At 52.5% G+C, this 19,711-nt stretch carries 15 protein-coding genes and 1 pseudogene; 9 read left to right on the top strand and 7 right to left on the bottom strand.

What is annotated here, in order from left to right:
* Positions 1-262 precede the first annotated feature (262 nt).
* The 7 genes and pseudogenes from yhdP to csrD form a co-directional block, all read right to left on the bottom strand.
* Positions 263-4,062 (bottom strand): annotated as a pseudogene (yhdP, locus tag AACU94_RS23240) (AsmA2 domain-containing protein YhdP).
* A gap of 66 nt (positions 4,063-4,128) precedes the next feature.
* Positions 4,129-5,598, bottom strand: a complete 1,470-nt coding sequence (gene rng / locus AACU94_RS23235; protein ID WP_000123197.1) for a ribonuclease G — start codon at positions 5,596-5,598, stop codon at positions 4,129-4,131.
* Positions 5,588-6,181 carry a nucleoside triphosphate pyrophosphatase YhdE gene (gene yhdE / locus AACU94_RS23230; RefSeq protein ID WP_135403615.1) on the bottom strand — a complete coding sequence of 198 codons (594 nt, stop codon included), beginning with the start codon at positions 6,179-6,181 and terminating at the stop codon, positions 5,588-5,590. Before yhdE ends, rng begins: the two co-directional genes overlap by 11 nt.
* Before the next feature lie 11 nt (positions 6,182-6,192).
* Positions 6,193-6,681 (bottom strand): rod shape-determining protein MreD, encoded by a 489-nt coding sequence (mreD, locus tag AACU94_RS23225; protein ID WP_130204518.1) that lies wholly within the window; start codon positions 6,679-6,681, stop codon positions 6,193-6,195.
* Positions 6,681-7,751 (bottom strand): rod shape-determining protein MreC, encoded by a 1,071-nt coding sequence (gene mreC / locus AACU94_RS23220; RefSeq protein ID WP_130204516.1) that lies wholly within the window; start codon positions 7,749-7,751, stop codon positions 6,681-6,683. The genes mreD and mreC overlap by 1 nt, the downstream gene beginning before the upstream one ends.
* 65 nt (positions 7,752-7,816) lie before the next feature.
* Positions 7,817-8,860 (bottom strand): rod shape-determining protein MreB, encoded by a 1,044-nt coding sequence (mreB, locus tag AACU94_RS23215; RefSeq protein WP_000913396.1) that lies wholly within the window; start codon positions 8,858-8,860, stop codon positions 7,817-7,819.
* A gap of 305 nt (positions 8,861-9,165) precedes the next feature.
* On the bottom strand, positions 9,166-11,106 hold the full coding sequence (gene csrD / locus AACU94_RS23210) for an RNase E specificity factor CsrD (protein WP_130219158.1): 1,941 nt from the start codon (positions 11,104-11,106) through the stop codon (positions 9,166-9,168).
* A gap of 151 nt (positions 11,107-11,257) precedes the next feature.
* Here csrD and acuI point away from each other — a divergent pair, with 151 nt between their 5' ends.
* From acuI to prmA, 9 genes are all read left to right on the top strand, one after another.
* Positions 11,258-12,235 (top strand): acrylyl-CoA reductase (NADPH), encoded by a 978-nt coding sequence (acuI, locus tag AACU94_RS23205; RefSeq protein ID WP_135488698.1) that lies wholly within the window; start codon positions 11,258-11,260, stop codon positions 12,233-12,235.
* Positions 12,236-12,269: 34 nt separating this feature from the next.
* The gene (locus tag AACU94_RS23200; RefSeq protein ID WP_130219154.1) at positions 12,270-13,100 is read left to right on the top strand and encodes a hypothetical protein; all 831 of its coding nucleotides are present in this window, start codon (positions 12,270-12,272) and stop codon (positions 13,098-13,100) included.
* Between the two features lie 44 nt (positions 13,101-13,144).
* A complete protein-coding gene (gene msrP / locus AACU94_RS23195) occupies positions 13,145-14,146 on the top strand; it encodes a protein-methionine-sulfoxide reductase catalytic subunit MsrP (RefSeq protein ID WP_130223734.1) in 1,002 nt (333 codons plus the stop codon).
* Entirely contained in the window at positions 14,147-14,746 is a 600-nt protein-coding gene (msrQ, locus tag AACU94_RS23190) for a protein-methionine-sulfoxide reductase heme-binding subunit MsrQ (protein WP_130259123.1), read from the top strand.
* A 395-nt stretch (positions 14,747-15,141) separates the two neighbouring features.
* Positions 15,142-15,612: an acetyl-CoA carboxylase biotin carboxyl carrier protein gene (accB, locus tag AACU94_RS23185; RefSeq protein WP_000354618.1), complete on the top strand. Its 471-nt coding sequence runs from the start codon at positions 15,142-15,144 to the stop codon at positions 15,610-15,612.
* Positions 15,613-15,622: 10 nt separating this feature from the next.
* Entirely contained in the window at positions 15,623-16,972 is a 1,350-nt protein-coding gene (accC, locus tag AACU94_RS23180; protein ID WP_000884639.1) for an acetyl-CoA carboxylase biotin carboxylase subunit, read from the top strand.
* A gap of 108 nt (positions 16,973-17,080) precedes the next feature.
* Entirely contained in the window at positions 17,081-17,323 is a 243-nt protein-coding gene (locus AACU94_RS23175; protein ID WP_000381170.1) for a YhdT family protein, read from the top strand.
* Positions 17,313-18,764, top strand: a complete 1,452-nt coding sequence (gene panF / locus AACU94_RS23170; RefSeq protein WP_130219148.1) for a sodium/pantothenate symporter — start codon at positions 17,313-17,315, stop codon at positions 18,762-18,764. The genes AACU94_RS23175 and panF overlap by 11 nt, the downstream gene beginning before the upstream one ends.
* 11 nt (positions 18,765-18,775) lie before the next feature.
* A complete protein-coding gene (gene prmA, locus AACU94_RS23165) occupies positions 18,776-19,657 on the top strand; it encodes a 50S ribosomal protein L11 methyltransferase (RefSeq protein ID WP_135488697.1) in 882 nt (293 codons plus the stop codon).
* Positions 19,658-19,711 lie beyond the last annotated feature (54 nt).

The following is a 19,711-nucleotide window of genomic DNA, read 5'->3' as shown; positions in this document are numbered from 1 at the left end:
CCGTACGGTTATGTTCCGTTTGTAGGCCTGATAAGACGCACAGCGTCGCATCAGGCAACGGCTGCCGGATGCGGCGTAAACGCCTTATCCGGCCTGCGGTTATGTTCCGTTTGTAGGCCTGATAAGACGCACAGCGTCGCATCAGGCAACGGCTGCCGGATGCGGCGTAAACGCCTTATCCGACCTGCGGTTATGTTCCGGCTCGTTGGCCTTTGGCAACGATTATCTAATGAGATTGGGGCAATTACGCGCCATCGTCAAATCATTGCGCTTTTTCTTTACGCGGTTGGCGCAATACTTCGTTGATTTGCGGAGCGTCCAGCGGACCAGAAATGTGGTAGCGCAAAATGGAGACTTTGCTCCACAGCGGCCCCAGCACTTTACTGGCAGCAAACACCGCCGCACCGACAATGGGGTTAACCGCAAAGGCCGCAGCCACACCCACCGTCGCGGAAATTTCTGGTGCGACAACCGCCTCCATATTCAGATCGCGGCGTACCAGATTTACCGACCCTTTCATGGCGATATCCGCTTCCAGGCCATCCACCAGCGTGTCATCAGTGTGCATAACACCGTCTTTAATCCACGCCGTGCTGCGAATGGAGTCAAAATAGAAACCTTCGCCAAAGGTATCCCTGAAATCAAAGCGCAGCTTACGCATCAGAGCATCGACGCTCAATAAGCGCAGCAATTGCCCGGCATGTCCGGTGCTGATGTCGGTAATTTCACCTTTGCCCAGTTGAGTATGGATGATGCCATTCAACGTTGCCTCATCCGGCTGCCACGGCGCTTTCCGCCAGTGTAAATCGTAATCCACATTAAATGACGACTGGCGTATTGGCGTCGTGACACCAAAAAATTCAGCAGCGGCATCAATTTTCTGCCCGCGTAATTTTCCTTTCAGCGAGGTACGTTCATTCCCCGGATTGTTAACCCATTCACCCTCGGCAGTAAGCCGCGAGAAACCGGTATCAATCAGTCCATTAGCCAACGTTAACGTATCGCCAGAAATGGTGATATCGCTGTCGATGCGACCGAATTTTTGCCCCCAGAACCAGCACTCTGCGCAACGTATTTGCGCATCCGGCCAACCACGGAAGCTAATGCGCGCCGTAGTTGGGAAAGGTGACGACGGCGTGGAGTCACCACTGGTTTTCGCCACGCTGGGGTTGTAATAGAGATATTTAATCGTCGCCAGCCACGGCGCGTTATTGCGCATTGCCAGCGTAGCGTTGATTTCACGTCCTTGCGCCTCGACCTGAGTGCCATTTGCCATCGGTTGCGAAACAATACTCAGGTTATTCCATTGCTGATTTCCCAACGACAACGCTGGCGTACGCAACGTAATGTGCTGGGGAAAACTCACCGCACTACCGACTTTATCCGTCGCGCCTTTCTGGAAAAGCGCCAGCCACTCGGCACCATCCATCGGTGGCATATTTAACTCAACACCGCTTTGTTCCGGTAACGGCGGAAGCGTTTTACTGTCTGCCGCCCAAATAGCGCGATCGAGCGTCAGCTTTTGACCGAGCAACCAGCGGCTGTTGAAATGGTTATCCGCGCCGGCCTGTCCGGTTAATTCAAAGCTATTGAGATTGCCATCGACCTTGATGTTAACCGGCAGCGATTCGCCAGCGGGTTTGGCTAACGGCGAAGGTAAGTGACTACTCACATTCTTCAGATCACCGTTCAGTTCTACGTTATACGTTGCGCCAGCATGATAAGGCAGCTCAATGCCCACTTTACCATTCCACGCCACGCTGCCGCTTAACGCTTCATTCACCGCTTCAGGCAGAACGTCAGTTTTCGCTGGCTGCCAGTTACCGTTGAGATTCACCGCGACCTGGTAGCTTTCGCCCCTTCTTTGGTGGAAAAATCCACGTTCAGTGGCTGATTAAACCAGCTTGCTGTCAGTGGTTCGCTTTGCAGATCGCCATTGATAAAGCTGAATTTGCCGCTCAAATTTTTCAGTGTGCTATCAAGTGGTTTGATAAACAGACTGTTATTACGCAGCGTCACTTCGCCTTTCGCTGTAACCAGTTCGCCGTTCAGTGGGATATCGAGATGTAAGCGAGCATTCACATCGCCGTCGAGCTGGAGTTCTTGCAGGGTTGCTCCCAGAGAGTCTTTCAGCGGCGTCTCATCAAAGTAAGGACCAACAGCTTTGCCCGGACCTTTAATGTCAGCATCAATCAGCAATTTTTCTTTCGAGTAGTCAGGGATCACTGCGGTGAGATTACTCGCACGCACGCCGCCCAGATTGACGCCATCGGTTTTCATCCATAAACCGTCGTTTATGAAGTCCAGTTCAATATCGAGATTAGTTAATGCTGGCCAGTCCGGCTGGAAGGCAAACTTCGCGTTACGCAGCGGCACCAGCACCTCAAACTGACCTTCGTTGTGTTTATAGGGGAAGAGTTGCGGATTGCCGCCATAAACCAGCGTCGCGTTATCCGCTTCACCGCCCTGAATTGCGCCACTTAAGTAATCAACCAGATCTTTACCCATCAAGTTTTCCGGGAAATAGCGCCACGCTTGTGAACCATCATCGGTACTGATACCAGCCAGAATGCCCAGCCAGGGTTCATCATTAGTCGGTTGCAGGTAGCGGAAACCGCCGCGTGCATGGACGGCTTTGGCTTTAACATCTATGTTGCGGCCATCAAGCTGGAAACCTTTGTCGTTATTCAGCCAGCTTAGGGTCGCCTTACCGTCAGCAATTTCCAGCGGTGCGCGGAAAACTGTTTCGTAAGGCATTTTCGCCTGTTTCATGGACGCGGTCAGTAAACCATTTTCTACACTACCGGAAAGCGTCCCGGAGAAATGTTCCGCGCCCGGCAGTAATTTCCATTGCTTCCAGGCCAGATCGCTCCACGATGCCTGAAAGCGAGTTTTGTCTGCTGCCTGAAGCGGGATATCCAGCGCCAGGGTGTTGATCTTGCCGCTCGGTTGCGTAGACCGCCAGATATCGCCCAGCGCAGGTGAAAGTTTTGCTGCCAGCGGACGAATACCTTCCAGCCCCGCCAGTTCCAGATTGCTGGCGCGAATCCGCAGTTCGTCACTGCGTTTATTGTCTTTGCCGCCAACATCCTGTTCCGGTATCCAGGCCAGCGTCAATGCCCCACTCGGCCAGCGTTTGCCATCCATCGTGATCCGGGTATCGGGAATAGAAAACTGCCAGCCGGGATGTTCACGCGTAATGTGTGCGGTGAGATTATCTACCGCCAGTGAATGCGTTTGCTTCTCGCCCAACCAGCTGGCACCGCCCTGTTTCAGCCAGACGTCACCGCCGGTTACATCGCCTTTGTCGATCGTCATCCAGCCTTCGAGGGAGAACTGCGCCGTTTCCAGCGCAATGTTGTCCTGCATCCATTTACCCAGCCACGGCTTCAGGTCAATATCATCAGCCTGCAACCAGACGCGGCCGTTGCTTAACAGCCCTTCGTCATCACGCAGATCCATACGAACTTGCATCACGCCGTGCTGCCCGGTGAGGCTGGAGAGACTTACCTGACCTTCCGCACGGTGTCGGCGCGGATTGTTAAGCCAGGTGAGTTGCGGGATCGCCAGTTCGGCGCGCTGACCGGATGGCGTGAGGAAACTGACTTCGCTGTCGCGAAGATCGAAGTGATCAAACTGACGAAGAAACAGGTCGCTGATGTGGCTGGCTTCCAGACCATCATTACCACCACCGCTGGTGATAGGGGTATTGGTGCGGAAACGCAGTTGCCAGAAAGTCAGATCGCGAAACTGCCAGCGCATATGCAGCAGGCTCTGCCAGACATCCAGCGCCAGAGTGACGCGTTTGACAGAAAACTCACCGCCATCTTTCAGCTCCGCGCGAATGTCGCGCGCTTCAAGCGTGGGGCCAAAATTCTGCCAGCTGGCGGAAAGCTGGCTGGCTTCTACCGGCATACCGGTAGCGGATTCAATTTTATTGAGGATTTCTGGACGCCAGGCATCAAGATGCGGCAAAGCAATACGCAGGCCGCTGACCAGCAGCGCAGCGATCACAACGAGCGCGGCTCCAGTAAGCAGTAAAATCCCCGGCAATCGCCTCACCCGTCACTCCTTGTCTGCTAAAAATGTGACTCAAAAAACATTGCCGGATGGCGGCCCAGCATTTGTTTACATCATGACGACGTCAAACTGCTCCTGGTTGTAGAGCGGTTCGATTTGTACTTTAACCTGCTTACCCACAAAAATTTCCACTTCCGCCAGCGAGTGCGACTCTTCGCCTTTCAAGGCCTCGGCAACTGCCGGAGAAGCATAGACCAGAAAACGGTCAGAGTCGTAAGCATGGTGCACGCGAACAATCTCGCGCATGATTTCATAGCATACCGTTTCCACGGTTTTCACCGTTCCGCGACCGTGGCAAGTTGGGCATTCGTTACACAGTACGTGCTCAATGCTTTCGCGGGTGCGTTTACGCGTCATTTCCACCAGCCCCAGCGCCGAGAAGCCGTTAACGCTGGTTTTCACCCGGTCTTTGCTCAGCGCCTGTTCCAGCGAATGCAGTACGCGGCGACGGTGATCCTCATTATTCATGTCGATGAAATCAATGATGATAATTCCGCCCAGGTTACGCAACCGTAACTGGCGAGCAATGGCCTGCGTCGCTTCAATATTAGTATTGAAGATGGTGTCGTCCAGATTGCGATGACCGACAAACGCCCCGGTATTGATGTCCACGGTGGTCATCGCTTCGGTCTGGTCGATAATCAGATAACCGCCAGACTTCAACTCAACTTTGCGTTCCAGCGCCCGCTGAATCTCGTTTTCGACGTCAAAGAGATCGAAAATCGGCTGGCGCCCCGTGTAATGCTCCAGCTTGCTGGTCATTTCCGGAATGTACTCAGAAGTGAACTCAAGTAATGCTTCGTAAGTCAGCCGTGAATCAACGCGAATGCGGTCCAGCTCGGCATCGGCAAAATCACGCAGCACACGCTGCGCCAGCGCCAGTTCACCGTACAGTTGATAACGCGTCTGTGGGCGCTTTTTACGCTCCATGACTTTGGTCCAGACACGCTTCAGATAAGCGGCATCGGAGGCTAGTTCAGCTTCGCCTACACCTTCTGCCGCGGTACGGATGATAAATCCGCCCTGCTCGTCGCAATACTCGGCGACCACTTTTTTCAGGCGTTCACGTTCGGATTCACTTTCGATACGTTGGGAAACCCCAACATGAGACGCTCCTGGCATAAACACCAGATAGCGAGATGGCAGCGTGATATCCGTGGTCAGGCGCGCGCCTTTGGTACCAAGCGGATCTTTCACCACCTGTACCATCAGATCTTGCCCCTGACGGACCAGTTCCGAGATGTCACGCACCGTAAATTGTTTTTGTTCCTCACCAGCCACACATTCGGTGTGCGGCATGATGTCAGAAGCGTGTAGAAACGCAGCTTTATCCAGCCCAATATCTACAAAAGCCGCCTGCATACCCGGAAGTACGCGACTTACACGACCCTTGTAGATATTGCCTACTATTCCGCGTCGCGCCTCACGTTCAATATGAATTTCCTGCAGAATACCGCCATCAATATACGCCACTCGTGTTTCCGAAGGCGTTACGTTTACCAACAATTCAGCCGTCATGTTTATCCCTTTTCTCACGCAGTGCGTTAAAATTACTCAATAATTCACACGTTTCAACCAGCGGTAAGCCGACTACGGCGTGATAGCTGCCATTTATCTTCCTGACAAAACAACCACCAAGCCCCTGAATACCGTATGCACCTGCTTTATCTAACGGTTCACCGCTGGCGACATAGCCCGCGATATCTTCATCTGTTAACGTTCTGAAAGTCACATCGGTGACCACCAGGCAATCGAGAATGTGCTGACTGTCGGCCAACGCCACTGCCGTCATTACCTGATGAGTCTGTCCCGATAATTTGCGCAACATCTGCACCGCATGATCGGCATCACGCGGTTTCTCCAGTACTTCGCCGTTCAGAATCACAATGGTATCCGCACCCAACACAGGGAGATCCTGCGCCGTTTGCGCGACGCCCGCCTGAGCCTTCTCGCGCGCCAGACGCACAACGTATTGCTGCGCGCTCTCCTGCGGAAAGCGTTGCTCCTCAATGCCCGTAACGATACGTTCGAAGGAAACGCCAAGTTGCGCAAGTAACTCCTGCCGACGCGGAGAACCGGAAGCTAAATACAGAGAAGTCATAGAAACCTTTATTATTGCACCGCAAACTGCTGACGAATTTTGCGCATCAGCATGAAAATCCACGGCCAGAGCACGCCATTGACAACACTACTCCAGAACACTTCCGGTCTGAAAGAGACGTTGATCACTAAAAACTCTGCCCAGAAAACAATAATATCCACAACCAACGAAAGCAACATGACGACCAGCGCCTGCTGCCACAATGCCAGATTACGGAAAAGCTGGAATTTCAGCGCGACCAGATAAGCAATGATACTCATCGATAACGCCCGTACACCGAGCGTGGAGCCACTGATCAGATCCAGTATGGCACCCATCACAAAACCTGTGCCCACATTTACGCGATGGGGCAAGGCGAGGCTCCAATACAATAAGATGAGCAAAACCCAGTTAGGCCGGAAAACGATAAGATTATCCGGCCAGGGCATAATTTGCAGTAATAACGCAATGAGGAAAGAGAGCCAGATAACCCAGCGCCCCTGGCTACGATAGCTCGCCACTATTGCCCTCCTGGCGTACGCGCAGGTGGTTGAGTACCACTCTGCGGCGGCGTAGCCCTTTGTGGAGAGCGGTCAGCGGCAGTACCTGTTGCAGGTTGCTGCGGGCTTGGCTGGGTAATTCCCGTTGCCGGTTCAGGCAGTTTTGGCCCCATTGCATCTGGCGAAGGCAACACCTGCGGCATCATTTGCATCAGGCGTTCATTAGCAACGCGATGCACCTCTTCCGGCGTCATCGGGTTGGCCCCGTTACGATCCGCCCCCCACAACAGAAGCAGATAACGTAAACGTTGCAGTCCCGCAGTCGGACGCGCCTGAATCACGGTATATGCGCGCTGGGTATCGAGTTTCACGGAAGAGACAACCGCCACCGGATAACCTTCCGGGAAACGACCGCCCAGACCTGAAGTCACCAATACATCACCAACACGAATATCAGTATTCGCTGGCAGGTGCTCAAGCTGTAAATCATCAGTACAGCCATTACCCGCCGCGATAACGCGGATATCATTACGCAGCACCTGAATCGGCAGCGCATGGGTCGCGTCGCAGATCAGCAGTACGCGGCTGGTCAGTTTTGCGACCGCCACCACCTGGCCGACCACGCCTTTATCGCTAATGACTGGCTGGCCTTCGTAAACACCGTTGACACTGCCTTTGTCAATAACAACCTGATCGCTGTACGGATCGTTAACAGTAGAGATAACCTGGGTCACCATCTTCTGCTCGTCCTGACGCAATGGAGAACCCAGAAGCTCACGCAAGCGCGCGTTCTCCTGTTTATATTGTCCCAACATCAGCAGATCGCTGTTTTTCAGCAGCAACTCCTGACGTAACGCCCGGTTTTCAAGTTCTAGTTGGTCACGCGAGGCCAGCGTCTGCGATACGCCATCCAGCAATTCACGAGGAGCATTGGAAATAAAGTAGAAAGGACTGACAGCGGTATCCATATAGGTACGGATTTGACTGAAAGTCCCCAGGCGGCTGTCGGCAATAATAATGCCGAGCGCCACCAGCACCGCCAGAATAAGGCGAATCTGTAGCGACGGGCCACGGCTAAAAATTGGCTTCATAAGTTATGCGTATTCTCGTATCAGACCAGGCAGGATAAACAAACGCTTCCCCTGCCTGCATCCGATTACTCTTCGCTGAACAGGTCGCCGCCGTGCATGTCGATCATTTCCAGCGCCTTGCCGCCACCGCGCGCCACACAGGTCAGCGGATCTTCAGCAACAACGACTGGAATGCCGGTTTCTTCCATTAATAAACGGTCAAGGTTACGCAGCAATGCGCCACCGCCAGTGAGCACCATTCCGCGCTCAGAGATGTCGGAAGCCAGTTCCGGCGGACACTGTTCCAGCGCAACCATCACTGCGCTAACGATGCCGGTCAGCGGCTCTTGTAGCGCTTCGAGGATTTCGTTGGAGTTCAGCGTAAAGCCGCGCGGAACGCCTTCAGCCAGGTTACGACCACGAACTTCAATTTCACGCACTTCATCGCCCGGATAAGCCGAACCGATTTCGTGTTTAATACGCTCTGCTGTCGCTTCACCGATCAAGGAACCGTAGTTACGACGAACATAGTTGATAATGGCTTCGTCGAAGCGGTCACCGCCGATGCGTACAGAAGAGGAGTAAACCACGCCATTCAGCGAGATTACGGCAACTTCAGTAGTACCACCGCCGATATCAACCACCATGGAACCGGTCGCTTCAGAAACCGGCAGACCGGCGCCAATTGCTGCGGCCATCGGCTCTTCAATCAGGAACACTTCACGGGCGCCAGCGCCCTGCGCGGATTCACGAATTGCGCGGCGTTCAACCTGGGTTGCGCCAACCGGCACACAGACCAGAACGCGCGGGCTTGGGCGCATAAAGCTGTTGCTGTGCACTTGCTTAATGAAGTGCTGGAGCATTTTTTCAGTCACGAAGAAGTCAGCGATTACGCCATCTTTCATTGGGCGAATAGCAGCAATATTGCCCGGCGTACGGCCCAGCATCTGCTTCGCGTCATGACCAACTGCAGCCACGCTTTTTGGTGAACCGGCACGATCCTGACGAATGGCCACAACGGAAGGCTCATTCAATACGATGCCTTGTCCTTTTACATAAATGAGGGTATTCGCAGTACCCAAGTCAATGGACAAGTCATTGGAAAACATGCCACGAAATTTTTTCAACATACTAAGGGATAATCCTGAAAGCTGGGGCGGAAAAGAAAATCCGCTTACTTTACCAACCACACGCAGCAGCGACAAGGCGCAAAAATCATCTGCTACGGTGAAAATTAGTGCAGTTCGTTTCCTTTGTTACAAATCTCTGCCTGAGTCCAGATAAGGCTAAATGCGTCAACAGCATTCCTCGCCTGTTTGCAACTGCGTAAGGTCATTCATCTGCATATGTGCTGCAACAATCTGGCGAGCAGATAAGCACACTCCCACGAAACGCAGCGCGCGTTATTCTACGTGAAAACGGATCAAACGGCAGGTTAAACCGAGTATCTTTGTGAATATTTTTTCACGTTAGTATCAAGTGGCTGTGAGGACGCGAAAAAATCCCCCTGGCCACCCAAAACCCCGCGCTGAATCAGGGTCTGCCACTCGCTTCGCGAACGTACGCCAGTCGCGTAAACCTGGGTGTTGGTCCCGGAACAGGCTTCTACCATGCTCTGAACCAACAATTGGTTTTCCGTTCGCTTCTCAATATTTCTTACCAGCCCCGGATGAAGCTTGAGTAATTCGACATTAAGTTCTTTGATCCAACTGGTACTTACCAGCGTCAATCCAGCCTGGTTAACGGCAACTCGAACCCCTAAAGCATTCACCAAACGAATGACAGGTTGCAAGCGACCGATATGTTGACCAACATCAGCCTCTGCAAGTTCAATAATTATGCGTTTTCGTTGCGATTTTTCACACTGCATCAACGTATCGCGCAGCCAACGCTGGAAACGCGGGCGGATCAACGACTCAACGGTCACCTGAATCGCCAGATTTTCTTGCGGCCAATAGCGTAACAGCGGGATGAGACGACTGATTTGCAGGCGGTCATACTCTTCCGATAAACCAAACTGCAACACCATCGGCATATATTCCGCCGAGCTTACCTCTTCATTACCATCATAGATGCGGCACATAATTTCGCGATGATGAACCTGCCCCTCCCGGGTGACCGCAGGTTTTTGATAAAGCCTGGGCCCACCACGACTCAACATTTGTTCGATTAGCGTACGCCAGCGAACGTTGCCGCGCCCTTTTTCTGGTAATGAGTCATCGTAAATCGCCCAGCTATTACCACCCTGTAATCCCGCATTACGCGTGGCGGATTCGGCATGGTCCATCACTTGTTCTGTTTCCTGGCCGCTACGCCAGGCGCAGATGCCGATATGAATCATATCTTCACGATCGAGCATTTTATTGCTCGGTAAGGTATCAACCGCTTTGATCAACTGCCCGGCAATGCTCTCCGCCTCTTTTAAAGTCCGATGCGGCAACAGCGCGGCAAAATCGCTACGGTGATAGCGCGCCAGCAGTGCGCCTGGATAGCGCATCATAAATGTCGACAGCAGATTCGTCAGAGTGAAGAGCTGTTCTTCGGCCTGGCTGTGTCCCCACGTGTCGCTCAACATATTGAAATCAGGTAGGCGGATCATCATCACGATCCCGTGAGTCCCTACCTTCTCTTGATCTTCCAGTAATGTAGCCAACTGGTTGTCGAAAAAGAGACGGTTATTGAGGCCGGTTTTGATGTCCTGCGCGGCGTAAGAGCGAATCAGCGTATCAAGACGGCTGTGCTGTTCACGCGCATTCTGAATTTCTGAAAGCAGCATATCCAGCGCACTGCTGGTCCCTGGCGGCCATTCATAGATGGAGCCAAGCACATTCGGCCCACGCTCCCCGTTTAAGATACGCGCCGAGCGAGTTTCCAGTAGTTCTTGCCCGGCAAGTTGCCGCTGCAACCAGCGTACTGCAAGGAAGAGCATAATAATGATAAAACCAATTGCCCCAGTGAGCGGCGCGGTGGTCATCAGCGAGTGAAAATAGTTTCCCATCGGGTCCTGATAAACCAGATGTAACGACATTCCTGGATGTTTAACTAACGGAACGGTCAGTTCGCGAAACAGATCGCTGGTGCCAACAGGACGGTAACTCCCCTGGCGGGAAAGGGTATAAACCTGTTTGTTATTGTGTAACAGGTCCACGCGAACGATATCTGCTGACATCATCAGTTCACTGATTTGTGGCCTCAGCGAGCTGAAATCAGACGACACCAGATGCGTATCGATCGCCGTCGCCACCGCCTGAACGCGATGGCTAAACTTATACTGAATCGCGTTATAGAAACTTAACGAGCAGCCCATCAGAGTCACAAAGATCGTTAACCCGGTGAGCAGCGTGACAAAGGCCGAAAATTTCGTCGTTAATCTCATCCTTGTGTTAACTCCGATAGTGAGGAAGCGGGCATACTAGCAAATCAGATTTATCTCGCAATTTATTGCGCTTCATCGACTTTGCTTTTCAATTAGCGAGTATAGTCTTCAGAAATTATTTTCCAATCCATCATGCACATGAGGACTTCTTATGCAGGCGTTACTTTTAGAACAGCAGGACGGTAAAACCCTCGCATCTGTACAGACTCTGGACGCAAGTCGCCTGCCGGAAGGCGATGTGACGGTCGATGTCCACTGGTCGAGCCTGAATTATAAAGATGCGCTGGCAATAACCGGTAAAGGAAAAATAATCCGCAATTTTCCGATGATTCCTGGCATCGACTTTGCCGGAACCGTACGCGCCAGTGAAGATCCTCGTTTTCATACTGGTCAAGAAGTGTTACTCACGGGCTGGGGAGTTGGTGAAAATCATTGGGGCGGGCTGGCAGAACAAGCACGCGTGAAAGGCGACTGGTTGGTTGCCATGCCGCAAGGTCTGGACGCACGTAAAGCGATGATTATTGGTACTGCTGGGTTTACCGCCATGCTGTGCGTGCTGGCCCTGGAAGATGCCGGTATTCGTCCACAAGATGGCGAGATTGTGGTAACGGGCGCCAGCGGCGGCGTTGGTAGTACTGCCGTGGCGCTGTTGCATCAGTTAGGTTATCAGGTGGTTGCTGTTTCCGGTCGCGAAAGTACCCATGAATATCTGAAAAGTTTAGGTGCCAGCCGAATTCTGCCGCGTGATGAATTTGCTGAATCCCGTCCACTGGAAAAACAGCTTTGGGCCGGGGCGATTGACACTGTCGGAGACAAAGTGCTGGCGAAAGTGCTGGCGCAAATGAATTACGGCGGCTGCGTGGCGGCCTGTGGTCTGGCGGGTGGTTTTACTCTGCCAACCACGGTCATGCCATTTATTTTGCGTAATGTCCGTTTGCAAGGGGTGGATTCAGTGATGACGCCACCAGCACGCCGTGCGCAAGCCTGGCAGCGTCTGGTTGCCGATTTACCGGAATCATTCTATACCCAGGCGGCAAAAGAGATTTCACTGGCTGATGCACATAAATTTGCCGAGGCCATTATTAACAATCAGATCCAGGGCCGTACGCTGGTAAAAATCAGCAAATAAAATCAACACAGGATCCTTTGAGAGGGAACTCATTTTGAAATCGTTTTTCAACCGGTTAACAGGAAAAGCCGTTAGCAGGACGGCATTCGTTGAACATCTTGGTCATGAAGTGTTGAATCGCTATCCGCACTGGAAAGTCATGATTTCAACTAACCATAAATTGATGCGTATTGATACTGGCAACCAAACGCTGGAAATCACGCTTGACGAGGCCTATAAACGCTATCTGGCAGCACCCGATCCTCTCGAAAAGGTGGCGGAGGATATGCTCAAACAGCTTGTAGAAACATTACCGTCAGGACCATGCGTCATCCCGGTTATCAAAGAAAAAGCCTGGCTGGATACCGTTCGCCAACAGCTTAGCCAGTATGAGTCAGATCCAGAAATCCTCAACGCCTCTCTGGATTTTGCCTGGGAAGCATTTAATGATGAGTTAATTATCCTCTTTGCTGAAGATAGTAGCGAAACCATGCGCTTCCTGATGCGCCATGAAGTCACAATTGACCGCAGCGAAGCTATCAGTAATCTCATGCAAATACTGCCTGAAATTAGTGCTGAAATGCTGGATGAGGAAGCTATTGGCGGTAAGGTTGTGGCTCTCTCGGCTGGGGGAACCTATGAATCCAGCCTGCTGTTACTTGATGATCTTTGGGCACAAAACCCCGATCCTGCATGTGGCGAACTTTTGGTGACGATTCCTTCCCGCGGGAAGTTATTTTTTACCCATGCAGACGAGTCGTCGAATATCACTGCATTGCGTCAGATAACTGAACAACTCTATCGCGAAGATGAGCATTCTCTGACAACGCAGATATTTACTCGTCGGAACGGTCAATTCTTTCGCTGGGAAGAAACCTTGCATTAATGCCTGCCTCCACCATGCTTAAAAAAAGCTAGCTGGAGGATGCAATCATAAACCGCAAATACACCGACGCAGACATTACTGCCGAATCGGCTTTTTTTATGCAACGGCGCCAGATCCTGAAAGCATTAGGCATCAGCGCCGCCGCCCTCTCTTTACCAAATGCCGCCCACGCGGATTTGCTTGGCTGGTTCAAAGGGAACGATCGCCCGCCCGCGCCTGCCGGAAAACCCCTGGAGTTCAGCAAGCCTGCTGCCTGGCAAAATAACCTGCCACTGACACCGGAAGATAAAGTTTCCGGCTACAACAATTTCTATGAATTTGGGCTGGATAAAGCCGATCCCGCCGCGAATGCTGGCAGCCTGAAAACCGATCCGTGGACGTTGAAAATCAGTGGTGAAGTCAGTAAACCGTTAACCCTCGACCACGATGCGCTAACCCGTCGATTCCCGTTAGAAGAGCGGATTTACCGGATGCGCTGCGTGGAAGCGTGGTCGATGGTGGTGCCGTGGATTGGTTTTCCGCTGCATAAACTGCTGGCGCTGGCAGAGCCGACCAGCAACGCGAAGTACGTCGCTTTCGAAACAATTTATGCACCGGAACAAATGCCCGGCCAGCAGGACAGGTTTATCGGCGGCGGTCTGAAATATCCCTATGTAGAAGGATTACGTCTCGACGAAGCAATGCATCCGCTCACGCTGATGACCGTCGGCGTCTACGGCAAGGCGCTACCGCCGCAAAATGGCGCGCCGATACGCCTGATTGTGCCATGGAAATATGGCTTTAAAGGCATCAAGTCGATAGTGAGCATTAAGCTGACCCGAGAACGCCCACCAACCACCTGGAATCTTTCGGCCCCCAACGAATACGGCTTTTACGCCAACGTTAATCCGCATGTTGATCACCCTCGCTGGTCGCAGGCCACTGAGCGATTTATCGGTTCAGGCGGCATCCTGGATGTGCAACGCCAACCGACACTACTATTTAACGGCTACGCCGATGAAGTCGCGTCACTTTATCGCGGACTGGATCTACGGGAGAACTTCTAAGTGCGTTTGACTGCAAAACAGGTTACCTGGCTGAAATTTTGCCTGCATCTTGCCGGATTTTTGCCGTTTGTCTGGCTGGTTTGGGCAATCAATCATGGCGGACTAAGTGCCGACCCGGTGAAAGATATTCAGCATTTTACCGGTCGGACTGCGCTGAAATTTTTATTGGCGACGTTGTTAATTACCCCGCTGGCGCGCTACGCTAAGCAGCCATTATTGATACGCACCCGCCGCCTGTTAGGTTTATGGTGTTTCGCCTGGGCGACGCTGCACTTAACCAGTTATGCATTGCTGGAACTTGGCGTGAACAACCTGGCGTTATTCGGTCAGGAATTAATCACCCGACCTTATTTAACTCTGGGTATTATCAGTTGGTTGATTTTGCTTGCTTTAGCATTCACGTCTACACAAGCGATGCAGCGAAAACTAGGCAAACACTGGCAACAGTTACATAACTTCGTCTATCTTGTCGCGATCCTGGCCCCCATACATTATCTGTGGTCAGTGAAGGTTATCTCACCGCAGCCGATCATCTACGCCGGGCTGGCATTACTGCTTTTAGCCTTACGTTATAAGAAGTTCCGTCAATGGTGGCGCTAATTTCGTGAACTGTGCGGCTTATTGCAAATTACGCGACGTTGAAAGTTATTTACATGTTAGCTGTTGATTATCTTCCCTGATAAGACCAGTATTTAGCTGCCATTTGCTACGAAATCGTTATAATGTGCGACCTCGTTCTCCCTGAGGCAGCTTTTAAGCTGCTGAAAAGGTGACAATGGCGCAACGAAGGTATATTTTGTTTTTTGCCGGAGGATAGCAGCAGATCGCTGCACAATGTCCGTCAAGTCTCACATTGACACTCTGGGGCAAAATAGACCGGCGTCCCGGCCTGCTGGAATTTACCGCTATGCATACAGCTGTCGGGGCATACGCTTTACAGACGGCGGTGAAACGCCTGTCACAATCACACTAAACAAAGAGTACGGAACCCACTCATGGATATTCGTAAGATTAAAAAACTGATCGAGCTGGTTGAAGAATCAGGCATCTCTGAACTGGAAATTTCTGAAGGCGAAGAGTCAGTACGCATCAGCCGTGCAGCACCTGCCGCAAGTTTCCCGATGATGCAACAAGCTTACGCTGCACCAATGATGCAGCAGCCAGCTCAATCTAACGCAGCCGCTCCGGCGACCGTTCCTTCCATGGAAGCGCCAGCAGCAGCGGAAATCAGTGGTCACATCGTACGTTCCCCAATGGTTGGTACTTTCTACCGCACCCCAAGCCCGGACGCGAAAGCGTTCATCGAAGTGGGTCAGAAAGTGAACGTGGGCGATACCCTGTGCATCGTTGAAGCCATGAAAATGATGAACCAGATCGAAGCAGACAAATCCGGTACTGTGAAAGCAATTCTGGTCGAAAGTGGACAACCGGTAGAATTTGACGAGCCGCTGGTCGTCATCGAGTAACGAGGCGAACATGCTGGATAAAATTGTTATTGCCAACCGCGGCGAGATTGCATTGCGTATTCTTCGTGCCTGTAAAGAACTGGGCATCAAGACTGTCGCTGTGCACTCCAGCGCGGATCGCGATCTAAAACACGTATTACTGGCAGATGAAACGGTCTGTATCGGCCCTGCTCCGTCAGTAAAAAGTTATCTGAACATCCCGGCAATCATCAGCGCCGCTGAAATCACCGGCGCAGTAGCAATCCATCCGGGTTACGGCTTCCTCTCCGAGAACGCCAATTTTGCCGAGCAGGTTGAACGCTCCGGCTTTATCTTCATCGGCCCGAAAGCAGAAACCATTCGCCTGATGGGCGACAAAGTATCCGCAATCGCCGCGATGAAAAAAGCGGGCGTTCCTTGCGTACCAGGTTCTGACGGCCCGCTGGGCGATGATATGGATAAAAACCGCGCCATTGCTAAACGCATTGGTTATCCGGTAATAATCAAAGCCTCCGGCGGCGGCGGCGGTCGCGGTATGCGTGTAGTGCGCGGCGACGCTGAACTGGCACAATCTATCTCCATGACCCGTGCGGAAGCGAAAGCTGCTTTCAGCAACGATATGGTTTACATGGAGAAATACCTGGAAAATCCTCGCCACGTCGAGATTCAGGTGCTGGCTGACGGTCAGGGCAACGCTATCTATCTGGCGGAACGTGACTGCTCCATGCAGCGCCGCCACCAGAAAGTGGTCGAAGAAGCGCCAGCACCGGGCATTACCCCGGAACTGCGTCGCTACATCGGCGAACGTTGCGCTAAAGCGTGTGTTGATATCGGCTATCGCGGTGCAGGTACATTCGAGTTCCTGTTCGAAAACGGCGAGTTCTATTTCATCGAAATGAACACCCGTATTCAGGTAGAACACCCGGTTACCGAAATGATCACTGGCGTTGACCTGATCAAAGAACAGCTGCGTATCGCTGCCGGTCAACCGCTGTCGATCAAGCAAGAAGAAGTTCACGTTCGCGGCCATGCGGTAGAGTGCCGTATCAACGCCGAAGATCCGAACACCTTCCTGCCAAGCCCGGGCAAAATCACCCGTTTCCACGCGCCAGGCGGTTTTGGCGTGCGTTGGGAGTCTCATATCTACGCGGGCTACACCGTGCCGCCGTACTATGACTCAATGATCGGTAAGCTGATTTGCTACGGTGAAAACCGTGACGTGGCGATTGCCCGCATGAAGAATGCGCTGCAGGAACTGATCATCGACGGTATCAAAACCAACGTTGATTTGCAGATCCGCATCATGAACGACGAGAACTTCCAGCATGGTGGTACTAACATCCACTATCTGGAGAAAAAACTCGGTCTTCAGGAAAAATAAGACTGCAAAAGCGTCAAAAGGCCGGATTTTCCGGCCTTTTTTATTACTGGGGATCGACAATCCCCATAAGGTACAATCCCCGCTTTCTTCACCCATCAGGGACAAAAAATGGACACTCGTTTTGTTCAGGCCCATAAAGAGGCGCGCTGGGCGCTGGGGCTGACCCTTTTGTATCTGGCGGTATGGTTAGTAGCAGCTTACTTACCTGGCGTTGCCCCCGGTTTTACCGGCTTTCCGCGCTGGTTTGAGATGGCCTGCATCCTGACGCCGCTGCTGTTTATTGGACTGTGCTGGGCGATGGTGAAATTTATCTATCGCGATATCCCGTTGGAGGATGACGATGCAGCTTGAAGTGATTCTACCGCTGGTCGCCTATCTGGTGGTGGTGTTCGGTATCTCTGTTTATGCGATGCGTAAACGGAGCACCGGCACCTTCCTCAATGAGTATTTCCTCGGCAGCCGTTCCATGGGCGGTATTGTGCTGGCGATGACGCTCACCGCGACCTATATCAGTGCCAGTTCGTTTATCGGCGGGCCAGGCGCTGCTTATAAATACGGCCTGGGTTGGGTATTGCTGGCGATGATTCAGCTTCCTGCGGTCTGGCTTTCGCTCGGTATTCTCGGCAAGAAGTTCGCGATTCTTGCGCGCCGCTACAATGCGGTGACGCTGAACGATATGCTGTTTGCCCGCTACCAGAGTCGTCTTCTGGTGTGGTTGGCGAGTTTGAGTTTGCTGGTTGCGTTCGTTGGTGCGATGACCGTGCAATTTATCGGCGGTGCACGTCTGCTGGAAACCGCGGCGGGTATTCCTTATGAAACCGGGCTGCTGATTTTCGGTATCAGTATTGCGTTATATACCGCCTTTGGCGGCTTTCGCGCCAGTGTGCTGAACGACACCATGCAAGGTCTGGTGATGCTGGTTGGCACCATTGTGCTGCTGGTCGGCGTGGTACATGCCGCTGGCGGCTTAAGCAACGCGGTAGAGACGCTGCAAACCATCGATCCACAGCTGGTTACGCCACAAGGTGCTGACGATATTCTGTCACCTGCCTTTATGACGTCGTTCTGGGTACTGGTGTGCTTTGGCGTTATTGGCCTGCCGCATACTGCGGTGCGCTGTATCTCTTATAAAGACAGCAAAGCAGTGCATCGGGGGATTATCATCGGGACGATTGTAGTCGCAATCCTGATGTTCGGTATGCACCTGGCCGGAGCGTTAGGTCGTGCAGTGATCCCCGATCTCACCGTACCGGATCTGGTGATCCCGACGTTGATGGTAAAAGTGCTGCCACCGTTTGCTGCCGGGATCTTCCTTGCAGCACCGATGGCTGCGATCATGTCGACGATCAACGCCCAGTTGCTGCAAAGTTCCGCTACGATCATTAAAGATCTCTATCTGAATATCCGTCCGGATCAAATGCAAAACGAGACGCGTCTGAAGCGGATGTCGGCGGTAATTACGTTAGTTCTCGGTGCGTTACTGCTGCTTGCCGCCTGGAAGCCGCCAGAAATGATCATCTGGCTGAATTTGCTGGCCTTCGGTGGGCTGGAAGCCGTTTTCCTGTGGCCGCTGGTGCTGGGCCTTTACTGGGAACGCGCCAACGCTAAAGGCGCGCTAAGTGCGATGATCGTTGGCGGCGTGCTGTATGCCGTACTCGCGACGCTGAATATTCAGTACCTGGGCTTCCACCCTATCGTGCCCTCGTTACTACTAAGTTTGCTGGCTTTCCTGGTCGGAAACCGTTTCGGTACATCCGTCCCGCAAGCTACCGTTTTGACTACTGATAAATAAAGAGTTTTGCCATGCCTTGGATCCAACTGAAACTGAACACCACCGGCGCGAACGCTGAAGATCTTAGCGATGCGCTGATGGAAGCAGGTGCCGTATCTATTACTTTTCAGGATACCCACGATACGCCAGTATTTGAGCCGCTGCCGGGCGAAACGCGCCTGTGGGGCGACACCGATGTGATTGGTTTGTTTGATGCTGAAACCGACATGAATGAAGTCGTGGCGATTCTGGAGAATCATCCGCTGCTCGGCGCCGGCTTCGCGCACAAAATCGAACAACTGGAAGATAAAGACTGGGAGCGCGAATGGATGGACAATTTCCACCCAATGCGCTTTGGTGAACGTTTGTGGATCTGCCCAAGCTGGCGTGATGTGCCAGACGAAAACGCCGTCAACGTGATGTTAGACCCGGGCCTGGCGTTTGGTACTGGGACTCATCCAACCACCTCTCTGTGCCTGCAATGGCTCGACAGCCTCGATTTAACCGGTAAAACGGTCATCGATTTTGGCTGTGGCTCCGGCATTCTGGCAATCGCGGCACTGAAACTGGGCGCAGCAAAAGCCATTGGTATTGATATCGATCCGCAGGCCATTCAGGCCAGCCGCGACAACGCCGAACGTAATGGCGTTTCTGAGCGTCTGGAACTCTACTTACCCAAAGATCAGCCTGAAGCGATGAAAGCCGACGTGGTGGTCGCTAACATCCTCGCAGGCCCGTTACGTGAACTGTCACCGTTAATCAGCGTCCTGCCGGTTTCAGGCGGTTTGCTGGGCCTTTCCGGTATTCTGGCAAGCCAGGCGGAGAGCGTTTGTGAAGCTTATGCCGACAGCTTCGTTCTGGACCCGGTCGTGGAAAAAGAAGAGTGGTGTCGCATTACTGGTCGTAAGAATTAACCGCCAGAATGCGGCATAGTGATGTAGAGAGAAGTGCGAGCAACGTCACAAAAG

This window comes from Escherichia sp. E4702, assembly GCF_963883545.1.
GTDB lineage: Bacteria > Pseudomonadota > Gammaproteobacteria > Enterobacterales > Enterobacteriaceae > Escherichia.
The sequence above is the reverse complement of the archived record's forward strand: the minus strand, read 5'-3'. Positions and strand labels throughout refer to the sequence as shown.